The following is a 19,216-nucleotide window of genomic DNA, read 5'->3' on the forward strand; positions in this document are numbered from 1 at the left end:
CAAACAGTAAATATGGATTATTTTGAAATATTAAGATATTTTAGTTGAAACTTTTTTCATTTTTTAATAAAAATGAGCTTTTAATTTTCTTTTTATCTATTTTTCCATATGGAGTTAGATGGAGACTGTCTACAAAATAAACAACCTTTGGTCGTTTATATTTCGTTAAGTCTTCACAATGTTTCAGAACTTCTTCTTTTGAAAGTGTGTAGCCTTCATTAGTAACAATAATAGCCACTACCTGCTCGCCCCAATCAGAGTGAGGAACACCTATTACGGCAACCATTTTTACTCCGGGATGTTTTAAGAGAACATTTTCCACTTCAACAGAATATATATTTAATCCACCACTAATAATCATATCTTTTTTTCTGTCTAATAAATAAACATAACCATCTTCATCCATTTTGCCTATATCACCGGTATAAACCCACCCACCAATTAAAGTAGCTTCCGTCGTCTCAGGGTTTCGGAAATATTCCACCATATTATAAGGTGTACTTGCTATAATTTCACCCTCTTTTCCCTTTGGAACCTCTTTTCCATTTTCATCGACTATTTTTACAAAGCTCATCGTTACACTCTGACCACAACTATTCAGTCGATTTTGAGCATCCAAACGGTGGTCTTCTTTCCGTAACTTAGTAATAAGATTTGGCGCTTCTGTCTGTCCATAGATTTGTACAAAAACACTTCCAAAGATGGAAAGCCCTTGTTTTAAACGTTCCACATCAATAGGGGCCGCTCCGTACATAACGGTACGTAAAGAACTATAGTCATCCTTATTCTTCTCCGCTTGATCAAGCAAACGGTAAATCATAGTAGGGACTAAAAAGGTGAATGTTATCTTATTCTTACTAATTCGATCTAAAACAATAGAAGGATTAAATTTTTTCTCAATCCAATTTTCCGCTCCTTTAAGTAGTCCTGCCTGTAACACTAGTCCAGCAGAATGTGGTAAAGGTGAATGAAGCAGAATCTTTTCATCATGTTGAATTTCAAGTTCTGTGATATGGGTAAATATATAATTTATAACATTTTTTTGGTCATGGACAACCCCTTTTGGTCTACCAGTTGTTCCTCCTGTATACATAATTCCAGCCATGTCCGTAGGCTTAACATGGACCTCTACAACAGTTTCTGGCTGTTTTCCTTGAAAATCTTCCCAAGACATAAATCCATCGGGAAGAAAATCTGAATTCGAAACGCCAACAATTAATTTCACATTTGGGATAATAGCGGATATTTTTTGTATTTTGTCAAAAGAATCTTCATCCACAATCAATATTTCTGCACCAGAATCATTAAGGATATATGCAATCTCTTTTTCAGCTAACATATAATTAAGTGGAACTTTCGTTGCACCGGCATATATGATTCCTACATCACAGATAACGTACTCCAAACTATTTTCCAATAATAATGCAACACGAGAATTTGGTTCTATTTTATTATGGATTAATGCATGGGCAACTTTATTTGCTGCTTTATTTAATTCTAAATAACTAAGCTTTTCTTCTTCAAATACTAAGGCCGTTTTCTCGCCGGAATTTGTTATATTTTTTCTAAATAAATGATGAAGCACTGCGAATTTATTTGGCATCACCAGCCCTCCCTTTTATAAACAACTATAATTTGCTAACTAGCTTCCGTTCTAAGAGCACTCTTATTTCATCTGGAATCGGCACCGTTTTTTGTTCTTCATAATTAAAGCAGGCAAGGACAGCTGTACCTTTTGCAATAACTGTTCCAGTATCAGCAAGTGTAAGTACATGATCTACTCTAAAACTTTTGTTTCCAACATGGGAAACCTCTGTAGTAATTTTAAGTATTTTTCCTGCATAGGCTTGTGCAATGTAGTCACAAGATGTGGTAACAAGTATCACATTGGACGGAAGAAAATCTCTCTTACTATCCTTGCTTATCTGTTCAAGATACTTTATTCGTGCTTCTTCAAAATATATAAAATAACTTGTGTTATTCACATGTCCTGCTGCATCTGTCTCACTAAATCGAACATAGACTTCTATTTCATGCATTTTTTAATCCTCCTCCCCAAGCCTTATTTTAAAGATTTAACGTCCCACCATCGATGATTAATGTCTCTCCAGTAATGAATGAAGCCTCATCAGATGATAAAAATAACACGGCGTTGGCTATTTCCGTTGCTTTTCCAACTCTCCTTAAAGCATTAGCCGTTGATAATGCTGACCATTTATTAGAGTTTTTCCAATCTTCTACCATGTCTGTATCAATAACACCTGGAGCGATGGCATTGACACGAATATTTTCCCTTCCAAATTCGGTTGAAGCAGCTTTGGTTAGTGCGATAACACTACTTTTGGAAGCCGTGTATGCAGACAAGAGCTTTTGACCTTTAATCCCAGCAATACTAGCCGTATTTACAATCGCACTTCCTGATTCCATCTTCGGAATGGCATATTTCATTCCTAAAAATACACCATTAAGGTTTATATCCATTACTCTTTGCCAATCCGAGAGTGATACGTCTGGAATTTTACTTTCATCGATATTTACACCCGCGTTATTAAATAATATATCCAGCTTACCAAACGTATCGATTGTTACATTTACCATGTTTTCAATATCTTCAGGACTCGTTACATCCGTTCGAACAAAAAATGCTTGCCCACCATTTTCTTTAATTAAATCTACCGTATGTGCACCCGCTTCTTCACGTATGTCTGCAACAGCAATTCGGCAACCTTCTTCCGCAAATCGAAGCGCTGTTGCCCTACCAATATCTCCACCAGCACCAGTTATAATTGCAACTTTATTTTCTAAACGCATTAAATCATCCTTTCAATTTCAGTTTTATTCTCTTCCGTTTCCTTTTGCAATTGTCTCCACAAGATTTTCCCGCTAGCTGTTGTAGGAAAAGTTTCTCTAATTTGTACAATTCTAGGACGTTTATAAGCAGCCATTTGATCCTTTGACCATTCAATGATATCTTCTTCTGAAACCTTCCCTTTAGAGTTATCTTCTAATATGACGTAGGCTTTTACCGTTTCTCCTCGTTTTGGATCTGGTGCACTGACTACACACGCCTGCTGGATTGCAGGATGTTTATATAGTATAGATTCTACTTCTGTTGGCCAAACTTTATAACCCGCTGCGTTAATCATTCGTTTTAAACGATCAATGATATAGAAATATCCTTCTTCATCCATTTTTACAATGTCGCCTGTTTTAAAGAATAGCTTTCCATCAATTTCAATATGCGAATCCCTATTTTCTTCTTCGCGATTATAGTAACCTTTGAACAATTGTGGCCCATGAACTATTAATTCGCCTTCTTCATTTGGACCAAGTTCTTCTCCATTACTCAAGTCGATAATTCTTGCATCTAAATCAAATACTGGTACACCTAAACACTCCATTTTTGGTCGGTCTGGTGGATTAAAATGGGTTTGTGCGATTGTTTCTGTTAAACCATACCCTTCCACATACCTTAAGCCTGTTCGTCTGTATAACTGGTTTCCCACTGCTTCTGGAAGAGAAGCGCCTCCACCTCCAATAAATTCAAGAGAAGAAATATCAAAATTACCTAGATTAGGATTCGCTAAAAAATCAATTAGCATGGTACTGATATTGATCCAATGGGAACATTCAAATTTTTCAATGGCCTTGGCCGCGTAATCTCTATCCCATCTTGTTAAAATAACCATTGTACTTCCTGCGTATAATGGAGTAAGTGCACTATGAACTAATCCCGTAACATGAAAGAGTGGAAGTGTTGTTAACACCACCGCATCCGAAGAGTAATCCATCCAGTAATACGGACCAATTACATTTGCTAATATGGTTTTATTTGTATGAACACAACCTTTAGATAGTCCTGTAGTCCCTGATGTGTACGGTATCGCTGCAACATCATCAATCTTCCCTTTATAAATAGAAGCTTCGTATCTCTCATTAATTATTTCGCTCCATAAAATAGTATTTTCCAATTCTTTTACTGGATTACTAACTTCTGAAGGCAATTCACCTAGTGCATCTTCTTCATGTACATAATCTGAGTAGGTAGCTACGATAATATTATCTATTAATTTTTGTACCTGTAATGGATATACTTTATCAAATAGCTCCTGTCCTATAATTACATTTTTAATATCACAATCTTTCACAAATAACTCTAAATCATTCGTCGTACTCATAGGATTAATTGGTACAACAACCGCTCGTACACGGAGAATTGCTAAATAAGTGATGATATATTGAGGTGAATTCTGCATGAATAACAATATCTTTTCTTCTTTCTGCACATGCAACTCTTTTTCTAAATATCCTGCAAGGAATTCCACTTCCTTAATTATTTCACTATACGTATATGTTCCACCATAATAGTGTAAAGCTATCTTCTCTGGATACTTTTTCGCGGAAATTTCTAAGTTCTCGAACAGCGTTGTCTCAGGAATCGTTAACGATTTTGCTACTCGGTTCGGCCAATATTTGAAATGATTTACATTTTTCAACCTAAACTCTCCTTTTTTCAAATTAAATTAGATTGTGGTTAATACCCTCCAAAGAGAACACATTTTGTAGGCGCTTACATTTTTGATGTGGAATTTTAATCCTTATTATCTATTATGTTAAGAATAAGTTAATATATTTTTTATTAATGGTGTATGTTTTTTAAGTATGAGTGAATATAATCTTTCTTAAAGTTTTCTAAGTGGTGCTCATCAAGAAAAAGTTTATTCATTGCTATTATTATAAACGTTCATAATTTAACTGTAAAGTATTATTTTTCTAAATATTATAATTTTACTATTCTTTAAAGTTATTTCATTTTAATAAGTTGTAAATAAGATCAGGTTTTGCACGAATATATTAAAGTGAAAAACCCTAAGTAAGGAATAATTACTCAGGGGTTTGTTCTGTGTTATAACGCGTTCATTCCTCCATCGACAGACAGAATATCTCCCGTTACATAATTCGAGGCGCTTGATGCTAAAAATAATGCTGCACCCTTGATATCTGTATTGTCTCCTAATCTCCCTAGTGGGGTTCGCTCTAAAATTAGCTCCCCACTCTTTTCCAGAACACCTTTCGACATTTTTGTCGGGAAAAAACCTGGTGCTATCGCATTGACATTGATATTGTACGCTCCCCATTTTACAGCAAGGTCCTTTGTAAAATTAACAACAGCAGCTTTACTAGTATTATAGCCAATTGCATCTAAATATCTTGGGTCAGTAGCCTTTAGACCTGCAACCGATGCGATGTTAATTATTTTCCCGCTCTCTTGTTCCACCATTATTCTTCCGACTTCTTGTGACATTAAAAATGTACCTGTAACATTAACATTCATTACCTTATGCCACGCTTCAATTGGCATATCTAATACTGTAGCACCCCATGAAGCGCCACTGTTATTTACTAAGATGTCAATTCTTCCAAAATGCTTATAGGTTTCACTTACGACTTTTTTAACATCATCTACATTGGTTACATCACAAGCGAACGCTAGAGAGTCAACTCCGAATTTCTTTAGTTTCTCACTCATTTCAATACAACCATCTACTTTACGTGAACAAACAACTACATTTGCGCCAGCTTCTGCGTAGGCTTCTGCAATTTGTGCGCCTAACCCTCGTCCACCACCTGTAACAATTGCTGTTTTTCCTTCTAATTTAAATAGGTCTAATACACTCATGAATTTCCTCCTTTAATTATAAGTAATACAATATTTTTAACTAGATATAACCCTTGGCCAATGGAGCTTGTAAGTATAATAAATATATTCTTGGTCATTTCATTAATAACGCTTTTTATCTATTAACTATAATTATAAAAACCTTTTCCTGATTTCTTCCCTAGTTGATTTGCTTCTACCATTCTTCGCAGCAATGGGCAAGGACGGTATTTTGAGTCATTAAATCCTTCATAGAGACTTACTAATGTATGGAAAAGTACATCGATTCCTACCATGTCGGCTAATTTCAACGGACCGATTGGTTGATTTGTACCGAGCATCATCCCACGGTCAATGTCTTCCGGGCTATTACCTTCCATGACAAGAAAAGCCGCTTCATTCAACATAGGTACCAATACACGGTTTACTGTAAAACCTGGGTAATCTTGAGCAACAATTGTTTTTTTATCGATTTTTTCAGCAAAAGCTTCTGCAAATTTAATTGTTGTATCATCTGTCTTAATACCACGAACAATTTCTAATAACGTCATAACTGGGACAGGACTAAAGAAATGTAAACCAACTATTTTCTCTGGCCGCTTTGTTACAGAACCAATTGCAGCAATTGATAAAGAAGATGTATTACTTGCTAAAATTGCTTCTGGTTTCATTAGACTATCTAATTGCTTAAAGACCTCTTTCTTAATCTCTAATCTTTCAGGTACTGCTTCAATTACTAGGTCTCCATCTTTACCATCATTCATGTTAGTTGTAAAAGTAATACGATTTAAGATGGCTTGTTGATCTGCCTCATTTTTTTTAGAAATTCCTTTTGTAATTTGTCTTTTTCCTCTTTCTAAGTCTGCTTCTGTTCGATCATAAATCACAACGCCGAGACCTGCTTGAGCAGTTACTTGAGCGATTCCCGCTCCCATTAAACCGCAGCCAACAACAAATACTGTTTCACAAGAATTTAATAGTGAATCAGACATTATATCTACCTCCAACATATAAATTGATAACTCTAAAATATTTTATAGTTTTAGTTTTTATAGCAATGTTGACGAATTAATTTACTTTATAAAAGAATTAATTAGTCTAAATTTCATATACTAATTAATCTTCACTATAAATTTATAACCAAAATTTACTTTCCTTGATATTGTCGAAGTTCTAATCTTCCAATATCGCGACGATGCACCTCATCTGGTCCATCTACCAATCTTAAAGTTCTTGCGTTCGCCCAATGTTCTGCAAGTGGCGTTACTTGAGATACTCCTCCAGCACCATGGACTTGGACAGCACGATCGATTACTTCTTGACACATCTTAGGAACCGCAACTTTAATCATAGCAATTTCTTTTCTAGCAGCTTTATTGTCTTGTTCATCCATGATAAAAGCTGTTTTTAGAGTTAATAGTCTAGCTTGTTCAATATCAATTCTAGAATCTGCAATGTACTCACGAATAACCCCTTGTTCGGATAGTTTCTTTCCAAATGTTTCTCGTGATTCTGCTCTCTTACACATTAATTCTAGCGCACGTTCTGCTGCACCTATTGCCCGCATGCAATGATGGACTCTACCTGGTCCAAGTCTACCTTGGGCAATCTCAAACCCTCTTCCTTCTCCCAGTAAAATATTTTCAACTGGCACACGCACATTATTGAATGAGATTTCTGCATGTCCTGTTGGTGCATGATCGTATCCATAAATGGAAAGTGGTCGCTCCATTTTCACACCTGGCGTATCCATTGGAACAAGCACCATCGATTGTTGTTTATGTCTATCTGCCTCTGGCTCGGTCTTACCCATAACAATTATAATTTTAGTGCGTGGATCAACCCCATTTGTTGTCCACCATTTCCTACCATTTATTATATATTCATCTCCATCACGTTCTATACTACATTCTATGTTCGTAGCGTCAGATGAGGCTACATCAGGCTCAGTCATTGCAAAAGCTGAGCGAATTTTTCCGTCCAATAAAGGTTTTAACCATTCATTTTTCTGTTCTTCCGTTCCATACTTTAAAAATACTTCCATATTCCCCGTGTCTGGAGCATTACAGTTAAAAATTTCAGGTGCAATTAATGAGCGCCCCATAATTTCTGCTAATGGAGCATATTCTTGGTTCGTTAATCCATATGGATTATGTGCTTCAGGTAAAAATAAGTTCCACAGTCCTTGCTTTCTTGCTTTCTCTTTTAATTCATCAATAATTGGGGGTATATTCCAACGAGATTCACCCTCATTTAGTTGTTGTTCATAGATTATTTCAGCTTCATATACATATTCATCCATAAATCCCGTTAACTTCGCTTGCAATTCCTTTGTCTTCTCTGAATAATTAAAGTCCATTATAATTCCTCCCTAGTTAGTTTTTCATATATTTATCATTGCTATAGTTATTGGCGTTCAATTTATCTTGTTACTTTGCTGTCCATCCACCATCAACTGCTAATATTTGTCCAGTTATGTAAGCTGAAGTATCCGATGCTAAAAAGACAACTGGCCCCGCTAAATCCTCCATATCTCCAACTCGTTTTAGCATTGTACTATTTACAATTTTTTCATAGCGTGCCTTATCAGAAAGCCAATCTTCTGTCATTGGTGTGCGAATATATGCAGGTGCTATAGCGTTTACATTAATTCCGTGATCTGCTAATTCATCTGCCCATACTTTAGTGATTTGATTAATCCCCCCTTTACTTGCTGCATAGCTAGATTGAAATGGATTACCAATCTGGCCCAAAATAGATGATATATTGATGATTTTCCCGGATTTCTGTTTAATCATTTGTTTTGCCACAGCTTGACCAACAAGAAAAACCCCTTTTAGATTCGTAGTCAGAACTTTATCCCAATCAGCTTCTTCTATTTCTACAAGTGGTTTGCGAATATTCATTCCGGCATTGTTTACTAGGATATCTAGTTGACCAAATTCCGTTACAATGTCCTGAATTAGTTTTTCCACTTGCTCCTTATCTGTTACATCAACTTGAAAACCTTTTGATCTTATTCCGCGTTCTGTTAAGTCTTTTTCTGCTTTCTTTAAATCTTGAATTCCTCGACTAGCTATTGTTACGCTCGCTCCATACTCACCTAATGCAGCAGCCATTCCAAAACCAATCCCTTTACTCCCTCCTGTTACAAGTGCAACTTTATTTTCTAGAGAAAAACTTGGTATTTTCATTTTATTCCTCCTTACAATATTGGGCTTTCTTCCTGGAGTTGTTTCCATAATATTTTTCCACTGCTTGTTGTTGGAAGACTATCTCTAAACTCCACAATTCTTGGATATTTATACGCCGCCATATTTTCTCGTGCCCAGTCCATAATCTCTTCTTCTTTAATTTTTCCAATATATTCATTATTTACGATTACAAATGCCTTTACCGTTTCCCCTCGTTTTTTGTCCGGCACACCAACAACACAAGCTTGTTGTACTGCAGGGTGTTTATAAAGTTTTGATTCAATTTCGGTTGGCCACACTTTAAATCCTGAAGCATTTATCATACGTTTCAGCCTATCAACCATAAAGTAATAACCCTCTTTATCCCGAATTACAATATCACCTGTTCTGAAAAACTTCCTTCCATCAACCTCGATAAAGGCGTCTTCATTCTCTTCTACTCTGTTATAGTAACCCTTAAATATTTGATCACCATGGACAATTAGTTCTCCCTCTTCATCATCACCCTTTTCTTCTTCTGTAATTGGATCAATGACTCTTGCGTCCACACCAAATGATGGTATTCCAAGGCACTGCAATTTCGGTCGTTGAGTCGGATTAAGATGTGTTTGTGAGATTGTTTCCGTAAGACCATAAGCTTCGATATAACGTAATCCCGTCAAATCATACAATTCCTCTCCAACTACTGCTGGTAATGGCGCACCACCTCCACCTATCATTTGAAGTGACGAAATATTAAATTTATTTAATTTTGAATTCGATAGAAAGTCAATTAACATTGTACTTATATTGAACCAGTGTGTGATTTGGAATTTCTCAATTGCTTTTGCTGCATAGTCACGATCCCAGCGTGTTAGAATGATCATTGTTCCACCTGCTAAATTTATAGCTAACATACTATGAATCAAACCAGAAACATGAAACATTGGTAAGCTTGCTAATGCAACAGAATCAGAATTTTTATTGAACCAATGGTAAGAACTATGTGTATTCGTTTGTATTGTTGCATGTGTATGAAGACAGCCTTTTGGTAGTCCAGTAGTACCTGATGTGTATGGGATTAGCGCGATATCTTTGTTTGCCCCGTTATATGTAGACGGTTTTTCATTCTTAGCAACGGTTTCTTTCCAATGAATCGCTTCATTTACTTTAATAGGCTCCTCCAATACGATGTTAGGAATTACACCAAGCGCTAAATCTTTGTTAATATAATCGGAATAGGATGCAATAATAATGTTTTTTAATGAAGTAGTCTGCTTCAAAGGAGAGACCTTTTCATAGAGTTCTTGGCCAACAATTGCCTGTCTAATATTACAATCCTTAACAAAAAACTCTAAATCCTCTCTTGTACTCATAGGATTAATAGGAACGATAATTGCTTCTACACGTAAAATCGCATAAAAGCTAATGATGTACTGAGGCGAGTTTTGCATAAATAAGAGAACTTTTTCGCCCTTTTCTACATGTAGCACATTCTGCAAGTATCCCGCTAAATTAATTACCTCATTATATACTTGGCGATATGTGTATTTTTCACCATAAAAATGAAATGCAATATTATTGGGATACTTTGTCATCGTTGCTTCCAAATTATCTACTAAAGTTGTATCGGGAATGATTAATGTTTTCGGTAATCGTTCTGGCCAAAATTGATAATGAGCAGTATTCATTGCTCTACTCTCCCCCTCATACAGGTAAATAAATACTAGAAAGATTATAATATCCTGTTATTCTTAGCCTCATTTGCCATTGCTACTAAGTTAGCTACACTTTGATTTAAAGTGGAGAAACGTTCATCTTTTGCCTCACCAATCTTCCAGCGGTAATAAAGTTGTTGCAAAACGCCGGCTAGTTTATAAAAGCCAAATGTTAAATAATAATTGATTTCTGAAACATCATTGCCCGTCAATTTTGAGTACTCTTCTAAAAATTCTCTTCTTGATAAAAAGCCAGGTTTATCCGTCACAACATTTATCCCCATATCCATATCTCCCGGTTCTCCCCAGTAAACTAAAGAAGATGCTAAATCCGTTAATGGGTCACCAATGGTCGAGAGTTCCCAATCAAATACTCCAACCACTTTTCTAGGATCATGATAATCAAGTAACATATTATTTAGCTTGAAATCATTGTGTACGATAGTAGCCTTACCTTCGCTAGGCATTTTTTCTATTAACCACTTTTCTATTTCATCAGCATAGGCGATATCATCACTTTTTGTACGATGGAATCGTTCGGTCCACCCCAGCACCTGTCTATTTAAATATCCTTCTGGTTTTCCTAAACTTTCTAGTTTTGCTGCTTTATAATTGATAGAATGCAGTTGAGCTAATGTAGAAACAACAGCTTGTGAAATCTTTTGTCCTACCTCAGGTGAATCGCCATACTGTTCTGGTATTTCCTTATCAACAACAATTCCATTTTTTCTTTCCATAATATAGAAGTGTTTGTCCATAATTTCCGGGTCTTCACAATAAAAAAACACTTCTGGTGCTAACGGGAAAACGGGATGGACTTTGTTTAGTATTCGATACTCTCGTTCCATATTATGTGCTTTAGGTGGTACATAACCAAAAGGTGGTCTTCGAAGGACTGCTTCCCATTCACCAATCGTAATTAGATACGTTAAGTTGGAGTACCCTTCAGTAAACTTTTTTACTTGCATTTTTTCTTCCGTAAGATTGTCAACTTTTGAACGAATATAGTTTTCTACTACATCCCAATCTATCTTTTGTTGCGATTCGATTTCCATTTTTATTGTCCCCCTTTATTTTTATGAAATCAATTTAAATTTCGTTATTCCTTTTAAAATAAGTTCTGCATACTGGATTAAATTAGTAGTTATATCTTCAATTAATTACGCCCAGTAGATAAAAGTAATACTTTCCTCTTCATTTAATGTGTATTTAAGCAACCGCTTTCATTATCTTTGAAATACTATCGCTTTTTAAGCAAATACTTTATGTTCACTAACTAACCAGATAGTATAATTAAGATTATTATAACATATCCGAAAATTCACGCAACAGGTAAATTATTTAATATATTGTTAATTAAGAAAAGTGTAATTTTTTAAGGAGGTAAATTAGCCTATAAAATATATTAATATAAGCTTATTACTTTTCGTATTTCTAAAAAACCATTGTACATGCCTTCTATCAATGGTGTTCCGGAAAAAAATAATACTGCAAATCCAACGATGATAAGCCCTAATGGCATTTAATCTTTTTACAGATAAAATAATTATGCTACATGCTATGATTCCGATTCCAGTAAGGGGCAAATATTGAAAAGTAAAAGTGGTTCTCGGTAAAAATAGGTAATAAAATGTAATAATCCATATGTAGAAATGGGGAGATTTCACCCCCACTTGGTAAATGAGGGATCAAATAATAATCCTTATCAGAATATTTTATAATATTTATTCAATTATTACTTTATGGGGCAATCTAGAGTGTAGATTTTAACGAAGCAGTAGCATTATTTCGACTAATATGGACAACCGGATATGCAATTCCAATCTCGTTCGTCATTACTTCCATAGGCGCAATGAGCTGAGCCACCCAATCCGTTCTCGCCTCAGTCATCAGCTCTATGTACGTTGTATAGGTTACATGTCCTAATATATCAATATCTGATTCTCTTATATTTCGAGTGAACTTAGTCTTCATTTTATATTCAACTCCCCATCTTGTCCTTCAAGTTTATTATTCTTGCTCAATGTTTATAAAGTTTTTCTCATTGCATCACTCATAACCACCGCATCTTTTTCCAGTCGTACCGATAACAGGAAAGCCAAGGTTAAAAGAGAGCTACAAAAAACTAATGCTACAGGGATACTACCTAGATATTCAATGATCCATCCACCAATCCCTGGGCCCATTAATTGACCAACAGCAAAATATACGGTTACATATGCCAAAGCAACTGGCGCGTGGTAAGCAAGTGTTTGGTCTGTTGCAAGTGCCTGGATAAGTGAAAACATTCCGACTATTGTAACACCCCAAATGAATTGGCTGATTGTGAATCCGATTAAAACTGGAAAGAAAACCGGTATAATCATTGCAATTATTGCCAAAAATAGAGCAATAAGTAGGGACTTTTTGCGACCTACTTTATCTGAAACTGCCCCCCATAAAGGACCACTGAAGACAGACATAAGTCCACCTAAACTCATTACCCTTCCAGCAGTAAAGGAATTGATATTCGATTCTAAAATATAACTAAAGTAAAAGTTTTGTGGGATTAAATATGCAAACCCCATGAGACCGTAAATAAAGGCAACAAGAACAACCTTTTTATTAAAATATACAGCACGAAGAAGTGACGTTTCTTTCTGGTCATCCTTAAGTAAAGGGACTGGTGGGTCACTCAAAAAAGTATGTGCAATAATTGCAACAAGAATTGATAATAAACCAAATAATAACCAAAGAGCTCTCCAACCATTATCTGAAAAGATATTTATGAAAGTTGGTATTAATAAACTTGGAATAAACGTGCCCAAACCAATCCCACTTAAAAGAAAACCAATTAACAGACCCTTTCTTTCTGGAAACCAACCAACCACTATATTAACTATTGGGGTATAAGCAAAAGCTGTCCCAATACCAAGAATTGCCATTATTATTATAGCACTAGTAAAACTTTGAATTGCTGCAAGGAAAAACAAGCCGCAACCTACGATTAATGTACCGATTACTACAAGTCGTTTAGAACCCCACTTTGCTGCTAAAATCCCCGTATATAAAACCATTGCTAAATAGCCAACAGCAGTCGAGGTTCCTAATACTCCCGCTTGCCCGTATGTAAGAGAAAGACTATCCATCATGAAGGGAACCAGTATACCGTAAGCCATCCTACCAAACCCTATTATACTAACTGTTATCATAAGCCCTAGAAATGCATACTTCCAAACATATTTTCTTTCGCTCACCACTCCCACCTAATTTCTACGCAATAATGAAAAAATCTTTATTAAAACTGGGTGAACTTATTTCTTAAAATGATTGTGATGTCCATGCAAGTTGAATATATTCTATCATTTACTTTTTCCGTTACTTCCATTATTTATAAACTGTTGCTTAAATAATTGCTATATATACAGCAATTGGCTTATATTCTCAATTTATTTAGTATCTTCCTTTACATTTTCAAATGCAGATCTGATTTCTAAAACTACCGGAATACTTTTTCTGTCTTTCATATTAAACATTACATGTTTCATAATGCCTTCAGAAATCAAATCATTTTCTTTATTATATATTTGTTGTTTCAAAGTAAAACTTATTTGAAGATAGGCTGTGTTCTTTAAAGTTAATTTCCCCATTTTCCTTAATCCCGTTTACATTATGCAAATATAGCAAAAAATATAATATTTCCTCACGTCTGTTGACTATCTCTCTTATTCACTTTTCATATAGGATTTCATCAATCGTATTATAAACGCCTCGGTTCACACCGAATATATTTTGATATTTTTGTACAAATAACAGGTCAGGAAGATGAAGATACGCATAAGTTTGAAGATTACTATGAATGTTCATCATTTGGTTCTATCTTCACACCCTTTTAATCATTTTAAATTATTATTAATGTTTACATTAAGATTCCCTTTTTATGATGAAATCGCTTATACCTCAGCCTCCTTTAGCAGCATCGACAAGCTTCAATAAATACTTTTTTTCTAATCGGATGCCTTCCCTGCGAAGGAAGTTTAATGCGAAGTTTACTTTGGAATATGATTAGTAAACGCATTGTGCCAAAAGGAAGCAGGTATAAAGATACAAATATAAGGATTTTTACTACTAAAAATAACGAATAGTATACAGGAAGCCAGCTTCCTAAAATTTCCATCAATTCTAATGTTACATTTTTTAACCTTTATCAATTTTCTCACTAAGTTCTATCCCTTAACATTATATTTTTAACTTTAAATATTTAATGAAAGCACATTTATGTTCTGGTTAAAAATTTCCGTCTATTGTTAGATTAGAATTAGCTTTTTATGAGTATACACATTAAATGATTGGAAATTGTTTCTGCCAACTCCTCTTTATTCTTATTACCATCGGGAGAGTACCACTGTATAACCCAATTCAGAGCTCCTAAGATTAGGTTTCTAACTATCTTAATATCCATTTCTTTAAATAAGTTAGCTTCAATCCCTGCTGTAATGATTTCATCAAAACACGTAGCATATTCTGAACGTAAATCTAATATTACCAGTAGTTCTACTCCATCAAAGAAGTGTTCTGGTTTCATCCCTGTTTCAAAACCGTTTTTTTGTGTGATGAGGTATTCAGTATGTGCCTGCATAGCCTTTCTTAACTTCTCGTCAACTGGTAATGAATATTTCATAACTTCATTAAATCGATTAATACTATTCTCCAAAAGCATTTTATAGCTTTGATATAATAAATCTTGTTTATCCTTAAAATAATAATATACAGACCCTTTTGTCATTAATAGCTTCGCAGCGATATCTTCCATTGTTGTATTGTGGTAACCCTTTTCAGTTATTAAGCTTATTGCTGATTGAAGAATTTCCTCTTTTTTCTTAGCTGTTTTTTTTTCTCTCAGTGATGGCATATTTCCACCCCCTTTTTACTTTATAAATCATTCTATATGTTTGTTGTTTTTAACTCGTATTCATTTTCTATAACTTATAGAAAAAAATGGTCTTTTTTAGCGGGATTATGCAAATATAAAACAATGTCCACACTTAATAGTTAGCGTGGACTAATCATCGCAATGTAATCTTCACAGATATATTCATAATCTGCACTTAGAGATTTTGTTAGTGTTAATTTAATACCAATGTTCTAGAACAGATTTTGCAGTCATCATGGCTAAATATAACAAGAAGAGAACAGCTTTCGTTCTCTTCTTTATCATTAACCTAGAAAAACTTCCCTCGTATGTTCTGTATCAAGAAATTCTTTTACTTTCTGGATTTTTCCATCCTCTACAATAAATAAGAAGTGATACAGATTGTTATATACTTTTCCATTCGTCATTTCAGCATAAGATTCTGTTTCTACTGCAACTCTATTTCCTTCAGCTGTCCAAGCAAGAGGAGTCAGTTTAATAGCCGCTTCCTTCGTTGCTGTAGCCAAACCTGAATTCATTTCTTTAAATTCGTGCATATTCTTTTCGCCTGACACCCCTTCAATGTTGCCAGCAACCCACCATGTCGCTGTATCTGACATATAGGTTAGGAATTTATCAATGTTTCCAGTGGAGAATACTTCCATGAACTCCTTAACAATCTGTTTGTTCTCTTCTAAATTCAATATTTCAAATCCCTTCTTTTTAAATTTGAATGAAGAATTTCTCATTGAATATAGCTAAAATCTAGAAACCTCTGGATAGATTAACGATATGCTTTTTTCTTCGCTGCTTTCTTTTTGAAATATGGAATGACATCCGTTGCCATTCTTTCCATTGATTCACGAACTAATTTGTCAGACATTCCACCAATTCGTTGCCAGCAGCTTAATTGCGTTAATCCAAAAGTCTCTTGCATCTCTTCGATTTCTTCAATTAGCTTTTGTGGACCATCAACATGAATTGTTCCAGCTTGACGTAATTGATCATAAGTAATACCAGTCATGCTCTTCGCCACTTCTCCGAAAGCTTCATACGATTCAGGTATTTCTTGCCTTTCACCTGTTTCTGGCACCATTCCACCAGGAACTAATTGCCCAACATAGTCAAAATACCAATCAAAGTAATCTTGCGTTTTTTCAAATACTACCTCTGCATTATCAGCAACATGCATTTGTAAGTTTACAACAAAATCAATGTCTTTTTTATTCATTCCTTTACTAATTAAAGTTTCCCTTGCATCTTTTAATTGACCTTTTAATTCATCTAAGGTAGATAATGTAGGTGTTGCAGCTATGTTCAGTCCCATATTAGCCACTAAATCAAATGTTTCCGGACTAATTGAACCAACATAAGTCGGTATTTTTTTCTGAATTGGTCTTGGTCTAAGTGTAACATTATCTAGCTGATAAAATTCTCCGTCATAGCTAAAACTCTCGTTTTCCCAAAGACCAGTAATGATTTCTAATTCTTCTTTAAAACGTGCTCTAGTTCTCTCCATGCTGACACCTAATTGTTTAAATTCAGTTGGCTGGTATCCGCGCCCTACACCAAATTGTAGACGACCACCACTGATAATGTCTGCCATTGCATAATCTTCCGCAATTCTAATTGGATTCCCTAAAGGTAAAACTGAAATAAGAGAACCGATTTTTATTTTTTTCGTACGTTCAGCTATAGCTGCCATTGCAACTGCTGGGTTAGGAATGGATCCATATGCAGTAGAATGATGTTCTGCAAGCCACACCGAATCAAATCCTAGCTCCTCCCCATATTCAATTTGACCTAGCATCTCATCATAAGCCCGCTTAAACTCCCCATCTGGTGATTCAAGTACATAAAACATTCCAAATTCCATTTTTATCTTCCCCTTTTTTTGAATTTTATATTAATAATTGCTATTAATACCGCGTTAGACTGATCGTAATCGTTAGTTCATTTCCTAAATCATTAAACTAAAGACTTATATTGACCTTGGAAAAATATTAATGGCTGTTTGGAAGAGTTCACATTTCCAGACATAACTTCTCCGATAATAATAGTATGGTCCCCTCCATCAACTAGTTCAGTTATTTTACAATCAATATACGCTAGCGTATCCGGCAGAATAGGACATCCTGTAGCACATTCATAATAGCCAACCCCTGCAAACCTTTCAATCCCTTTTGTTGCAAACTGCTTGCATAAATCTATTTGGTCTTCCGCTAGTATATTTATTGAAAAACATTCTGCATTCATAAACTCTTCATAGTTACTAGAGCCCTTATCAATACTGAATAATATCAACTGGGGATCTAGTGACAAGGATGCAAATGAATTTGCCGTAAAGCCGATTGGCTTTCCTTCATTATTCTTCGTGGTTATTATAGTGACACCGGTCCCAAAGTTCCCTACTAAGTTACGAAACACTCGGCTATCCATTACTTTACTCTGTACTTGATTCAAATTATTCTTCTCCCTTCTTTAATTAAAACAGTTTTTTAAATTCCTTTTTAAGGAGTTACAATGAACTTTATCTATACCTATCTACTATTGTTTTATTATTTTTGATAGAGTTGAACAATATTATTTGATGGATCATAGAAATAGCATGTCTTTCCGTGATCCCCCATGTCCCTTATTTCATCAACCTTAATTCCATTTTGTTCAAGCTTTTTTTTTATTTCATCTAAACTTTCGACTTCAAAGGTTACAACTGCACCTGTCCTTAATTCATTCGGAACTTCTTCCGGACCACCTAATGCAAAAGTAACCCCATCAACCTTAAATTGTGTCCACTGATCTCTATCTATAAATTGCAAAGGTATTCCTAAAATATTTTCATAGAATGCACTTGTTTCCTTCATGTTAGCAACACTGTAGAACACATTTTTCAATTTCACTGCCATGTATTACCACCTCCTTTATTCTCGGCACCAATAATGTTAGCGTTTTCAAATAATGCGTTATAATATTATTTTTTATCTTTTATATTAACTTAATGGTTATTATACATAGTTATATTTTGAATGTAAAGTATTATTTGAATTTTTTAATTATTTTTATAATTATAAATTAAAGTTATACAAATTAATCATGAAATAGAAGTTACCCATACAGCCTTAACCAATTTGGTTATCTCATTTTCTAAATTATTTGTATTTATTACGAACTCATTTCTCTCACTTTGAATATCAATTGATATATTATCAATTGATTTTGGAATACTTTCCTTTGAAACATCAAAAACACGTAATCTATGAGTAATTTCCAAATTCTTAACTAATGCTTTTATAAGATCTGGTGCTTTTTTTTCATTATCTTTTATAGAAAGTGCAAGATTTGTAACACCTAATAATTCACTGATTTTCACCAAATGATGATACGTTCTCGGTAAAATCCCATTACAGACGGCAGCATAATCGCTGAAGTCATTCCATGTGGGATATTATAAAAGGCTCCTAGTAGGTGACCAATACTATTGGATAACCCCAATTTGATATTATCAACAAAGAATAGTGACAACCACGCACCAATTTGGCATTGTAATCGGTATTCCAAGTTGTCTGGGTCTTGTTTCGTTAGAGGTAAGTATTTGTATAAATTCTCAAGTGATTGTAATGAAAGACTAGTTTTAACTGGATTGGGTGCCGGTGAATAAAGCGTCTCCACCCATGATCTACAGCTCGCATACCAGCAGAATAGCCATAACCACTCAGTTGTATTCAATGTAAAAGAAGGGTCTAAAAACACTTGTTGCGGTTGTCTTTAAATGATG

20 protein-coding genes are annotated in these 19,216 nt (G+C 34.8%); all 20 read right to left on the minus strand.

From position 1 onward, the window contains the following. Window positions 1–40 precede the first annotated feature (40 nt). Complete coding sequence (locus tag ACHABU_RS05595) at window positions 41–1,603, minus strand: class I adenylate-forming enzyme family protein (protein WP_435763177.1); 1,563 nt, start codon at window positions 1,601–1,603, stop codon at window positions 41–43. Window positions 1,604–1,628: 25 nt separating this feature from the next. After that, the gene (locus ACHABU_RS05600) at window positions 1,629–2,039 is read right to left on the minus strand and encodes an acyl-CoA thioesterase (RefSeq protein WP_435763179.1); all 411 of its coding nucleotides are present in this window, start codon (window positions 2,037–2,039) and stop codon (window positions 1,629–1,631) included. Window positions 2,040–2,067: 28 nt separating this feature from the next. Then, window positions 2,068–2,811: an SDR family NAD(P)-dependent oxidoreductase gene (locus ACHABU_RS05605; RefSeq protein ID WP_435763181.1), complete on the minus strand. Its 744-nt coding sequence runs from the start codon at window positions 2,809–2,811 to the stop codon at window positions 2,068–2,070. After that, complete coding sequence (locus ACHABU_RS05610) at window positions 2,811–4,496, minus strand: long-chain-fatty-acid--CoA ligase (RefSeq protein ID WP_435763184.1); 1,686 nt, start codon at window positions 4,494–4,496, stop codon at window positions 2,811–2,813. The genes ACHABU_RS05605 and ACHABU_RS05610 overlap by 1 nt, the downstream gene beginning before the upstream one ends. A gap of 410 nt (window positions 4,497–4,906) precedes the next feature. Next, complete coding sequence (locus ACHABU_RS05615; protein WP_435763186.1) at window positions 4,907–5,680, minus strand: SDR family oxidoreductase; 774 nt, start codon at window positions 5,678–5,680, stop codon at window positions 4,907–4,909. Between the two features lie 122 nt (window positions 5,681–5,802). Next, entirely contained in the window at window positions 5,803–6,651 is an 849-nt protein-coding gene (locus tag ACHABU_RS05620; protein WP_435763188.1) for a 3-hydroxyacyl-CoA dehydrogenase family protein, read from the minus strand. A gap of 155 nt (window positions 6,652–6,806) precedes the next feature. Next, complete coding sequence (locus tag ACHABU_RS05625) at window positions 6,807–8,018, minus strand: acyl-CoA dehydrogenase family protein (RefSeq protein WP_435763190.1); 1,212 nt, start codon at window positions 8,016–8,018, stop codon at window positions 6,807–6,809. Window positions 8,019–8,088: 70 nt separating this feature from the next. Next, entirely contained in the window at window positions 8,089–8,853 is a 765-nt protein-coding gene (locus tag ACHABU_RS05630; protein WP_435763192.1) for an SDR family NAD(P)-dependent oxidoreductase, read from the minus strand. A gap of 11 nt (window positions 8,854–8,864) precedes the next feature. Further along, window positions 8,865–10,523: a long-chain-fatty-acid--CoA ligase gene (locus tag ACHABU_RS05635; protein WP_435763194.1), complete on the minus strand. Its 1,659-nt coding sequence runs from the start codon at window positions 10,521–10,523 to the stop codon at window positions 8,865–8,867. Window positions 10,524–10,567: 44 nt separating this feature from the next. Next, the gene (locus tag ACHABU_RS05640; protein ID WP_435763196.1) at window positions 10,568–11,605 is read right to left on the minus strand and encodes a phosphotransferase family protein; all 1,038 of its coding nucleotides are present in this window, start codon (window positions 11,603–11,605) and stop codon (window positions 10,568–10,570) included. Between the two features lie 697 nt (window positions 11,606–12,302). Further along, window positions 12,303–12,524 carry an acyl-CoA thioesterase gene (locus tag ACHABU_RS05645; RefSeq protein ID WP_435763198.1) on the minus strand — a complete coding sequence of 74 codons (222 nt, stop codon included), beginning with the start codon at window positions 12,522–12,524 and terminating at the stop codon, window positions 12,303–12,305. A 53-nt stretch (window positions 12,525–12,577) separates the two neighbouring features. Further along, entirely contained in the window at window positions 12,578–13,786 is a 1,209-nt protein-coding gene (locus ACHABU_RS05650) for a YbfB/YjiJ family MFS transporter (RefSeq protein WP_435763200.1), read from the minus strand. A gap of 192 nt (window positions 13,787–13,978) precedes the next feature. Next, window positions 13,979–14,179, minus strand: coding sequence for a hypothetical protein (locus ACHABU_RS05655; RefSeq protein WP_435763202.1), 201 nt, complete (start codon window positions 14,177–14,179; stop codon window positions 13,979–13,981). Window positions 14,180–14,847: 668 nt separating this feature from the next. Then, window positions 14,848–15,441 carry a TetR/AcrR family transcriptional regulator gene (locus ACHABU_RS05660; RefSeq protein WP_435763204.1) on the minus strand — a complete coding sequence of 198 codons (594 nt, stop codon included), beginning with the start codon at window positions 15,439–15,441 and terminating at the stop codon, window positions 14,848–14,850. 305 nt (window positions 15,442–15,746) lie between these two features. Next, window positions 15,747–16,145, minus strand: coding sequence for a nuclear transport factor 2 family protein (locus tag ACHABU_RS05665; RefSeq protein ID WP_435763206.1), 399 nt, complete (start codon window positions 16,143–16,145; stop codon window positions 15,747–15,749). 80 nt (window positions 16,146–16,225) lie between these two features. Then, the gene (locus ACHABU_RS05670) at window positions 16,226–17,317 is read right to left on the minus strand and encodes an LLM class flavin-dependent oxidoreductase (RefSeq protein WP_435763208.1); all 1,092 of its coding nucleotides are present in this window, start codon (window positions 17,315–17,317) and stop codon (window positions 16,226–16,228) included. A 92-nt stretch (window positions 17,318–17,409) separates the two neighbouring features. Then, on the minus strand, window positions 17,410–17,904 hold the full coding sequence (locus ACHABU_RS05675; protein WP_435763211.1) for a flavin reductase family protein: 495 nt from the start codon (window positions 17,902–17,904) through the stop codon (window positions 17,410–17,412). A 95-nt stretch (window positions 17,905–17,999) separates the two neighbouring features. Beyond that, entirely contained in the window at window positions 18,000–18,347 is a 348-nt protein-coding gene (locus tag ACHABU_RS05680) for a VOC family protein (RefSeq protein ID WP_435763214.1), read from the minus strand. A 185-nt stretch (window positions 18,348–18,532) separates the two neighbouring features. Continuing rightward, the gene (locus ACHABU_RS05685) at window positions 18,533–18,814 is read right to left on the minus strand and encodes a hypothetical protein (protein WP_435763216.1); all 282 of its coding nucleotides are present in this window, start codon (window positions 18,812–18,814) and stop codon (window positions 18,533–18,535) included. Further along, entirely contained in the window at window positions 18,808–19,110 is a 303-nt protein-coding gene (locus ACHABU_RS05690; protein ID WP_435763218.1) for a hypothetical protein, read from the minus strand. Before ACHABU_RS05690 ends, ACHABU_RS05685 begins: the two co-directional genes overlap by 7 nt. Window positions 19,111–19,216 lie beyond the last annotated feature (106 nt).

Source organism: Oceanobacillus sp. CF4.6, assembly GCF_051262635.1.
In the GTDB taxonomy this organism is placed as follows: Bacteria; Bacillota; Bacilli; order Bacillales; family Amphibacillaceae; genus Oceanobacillus.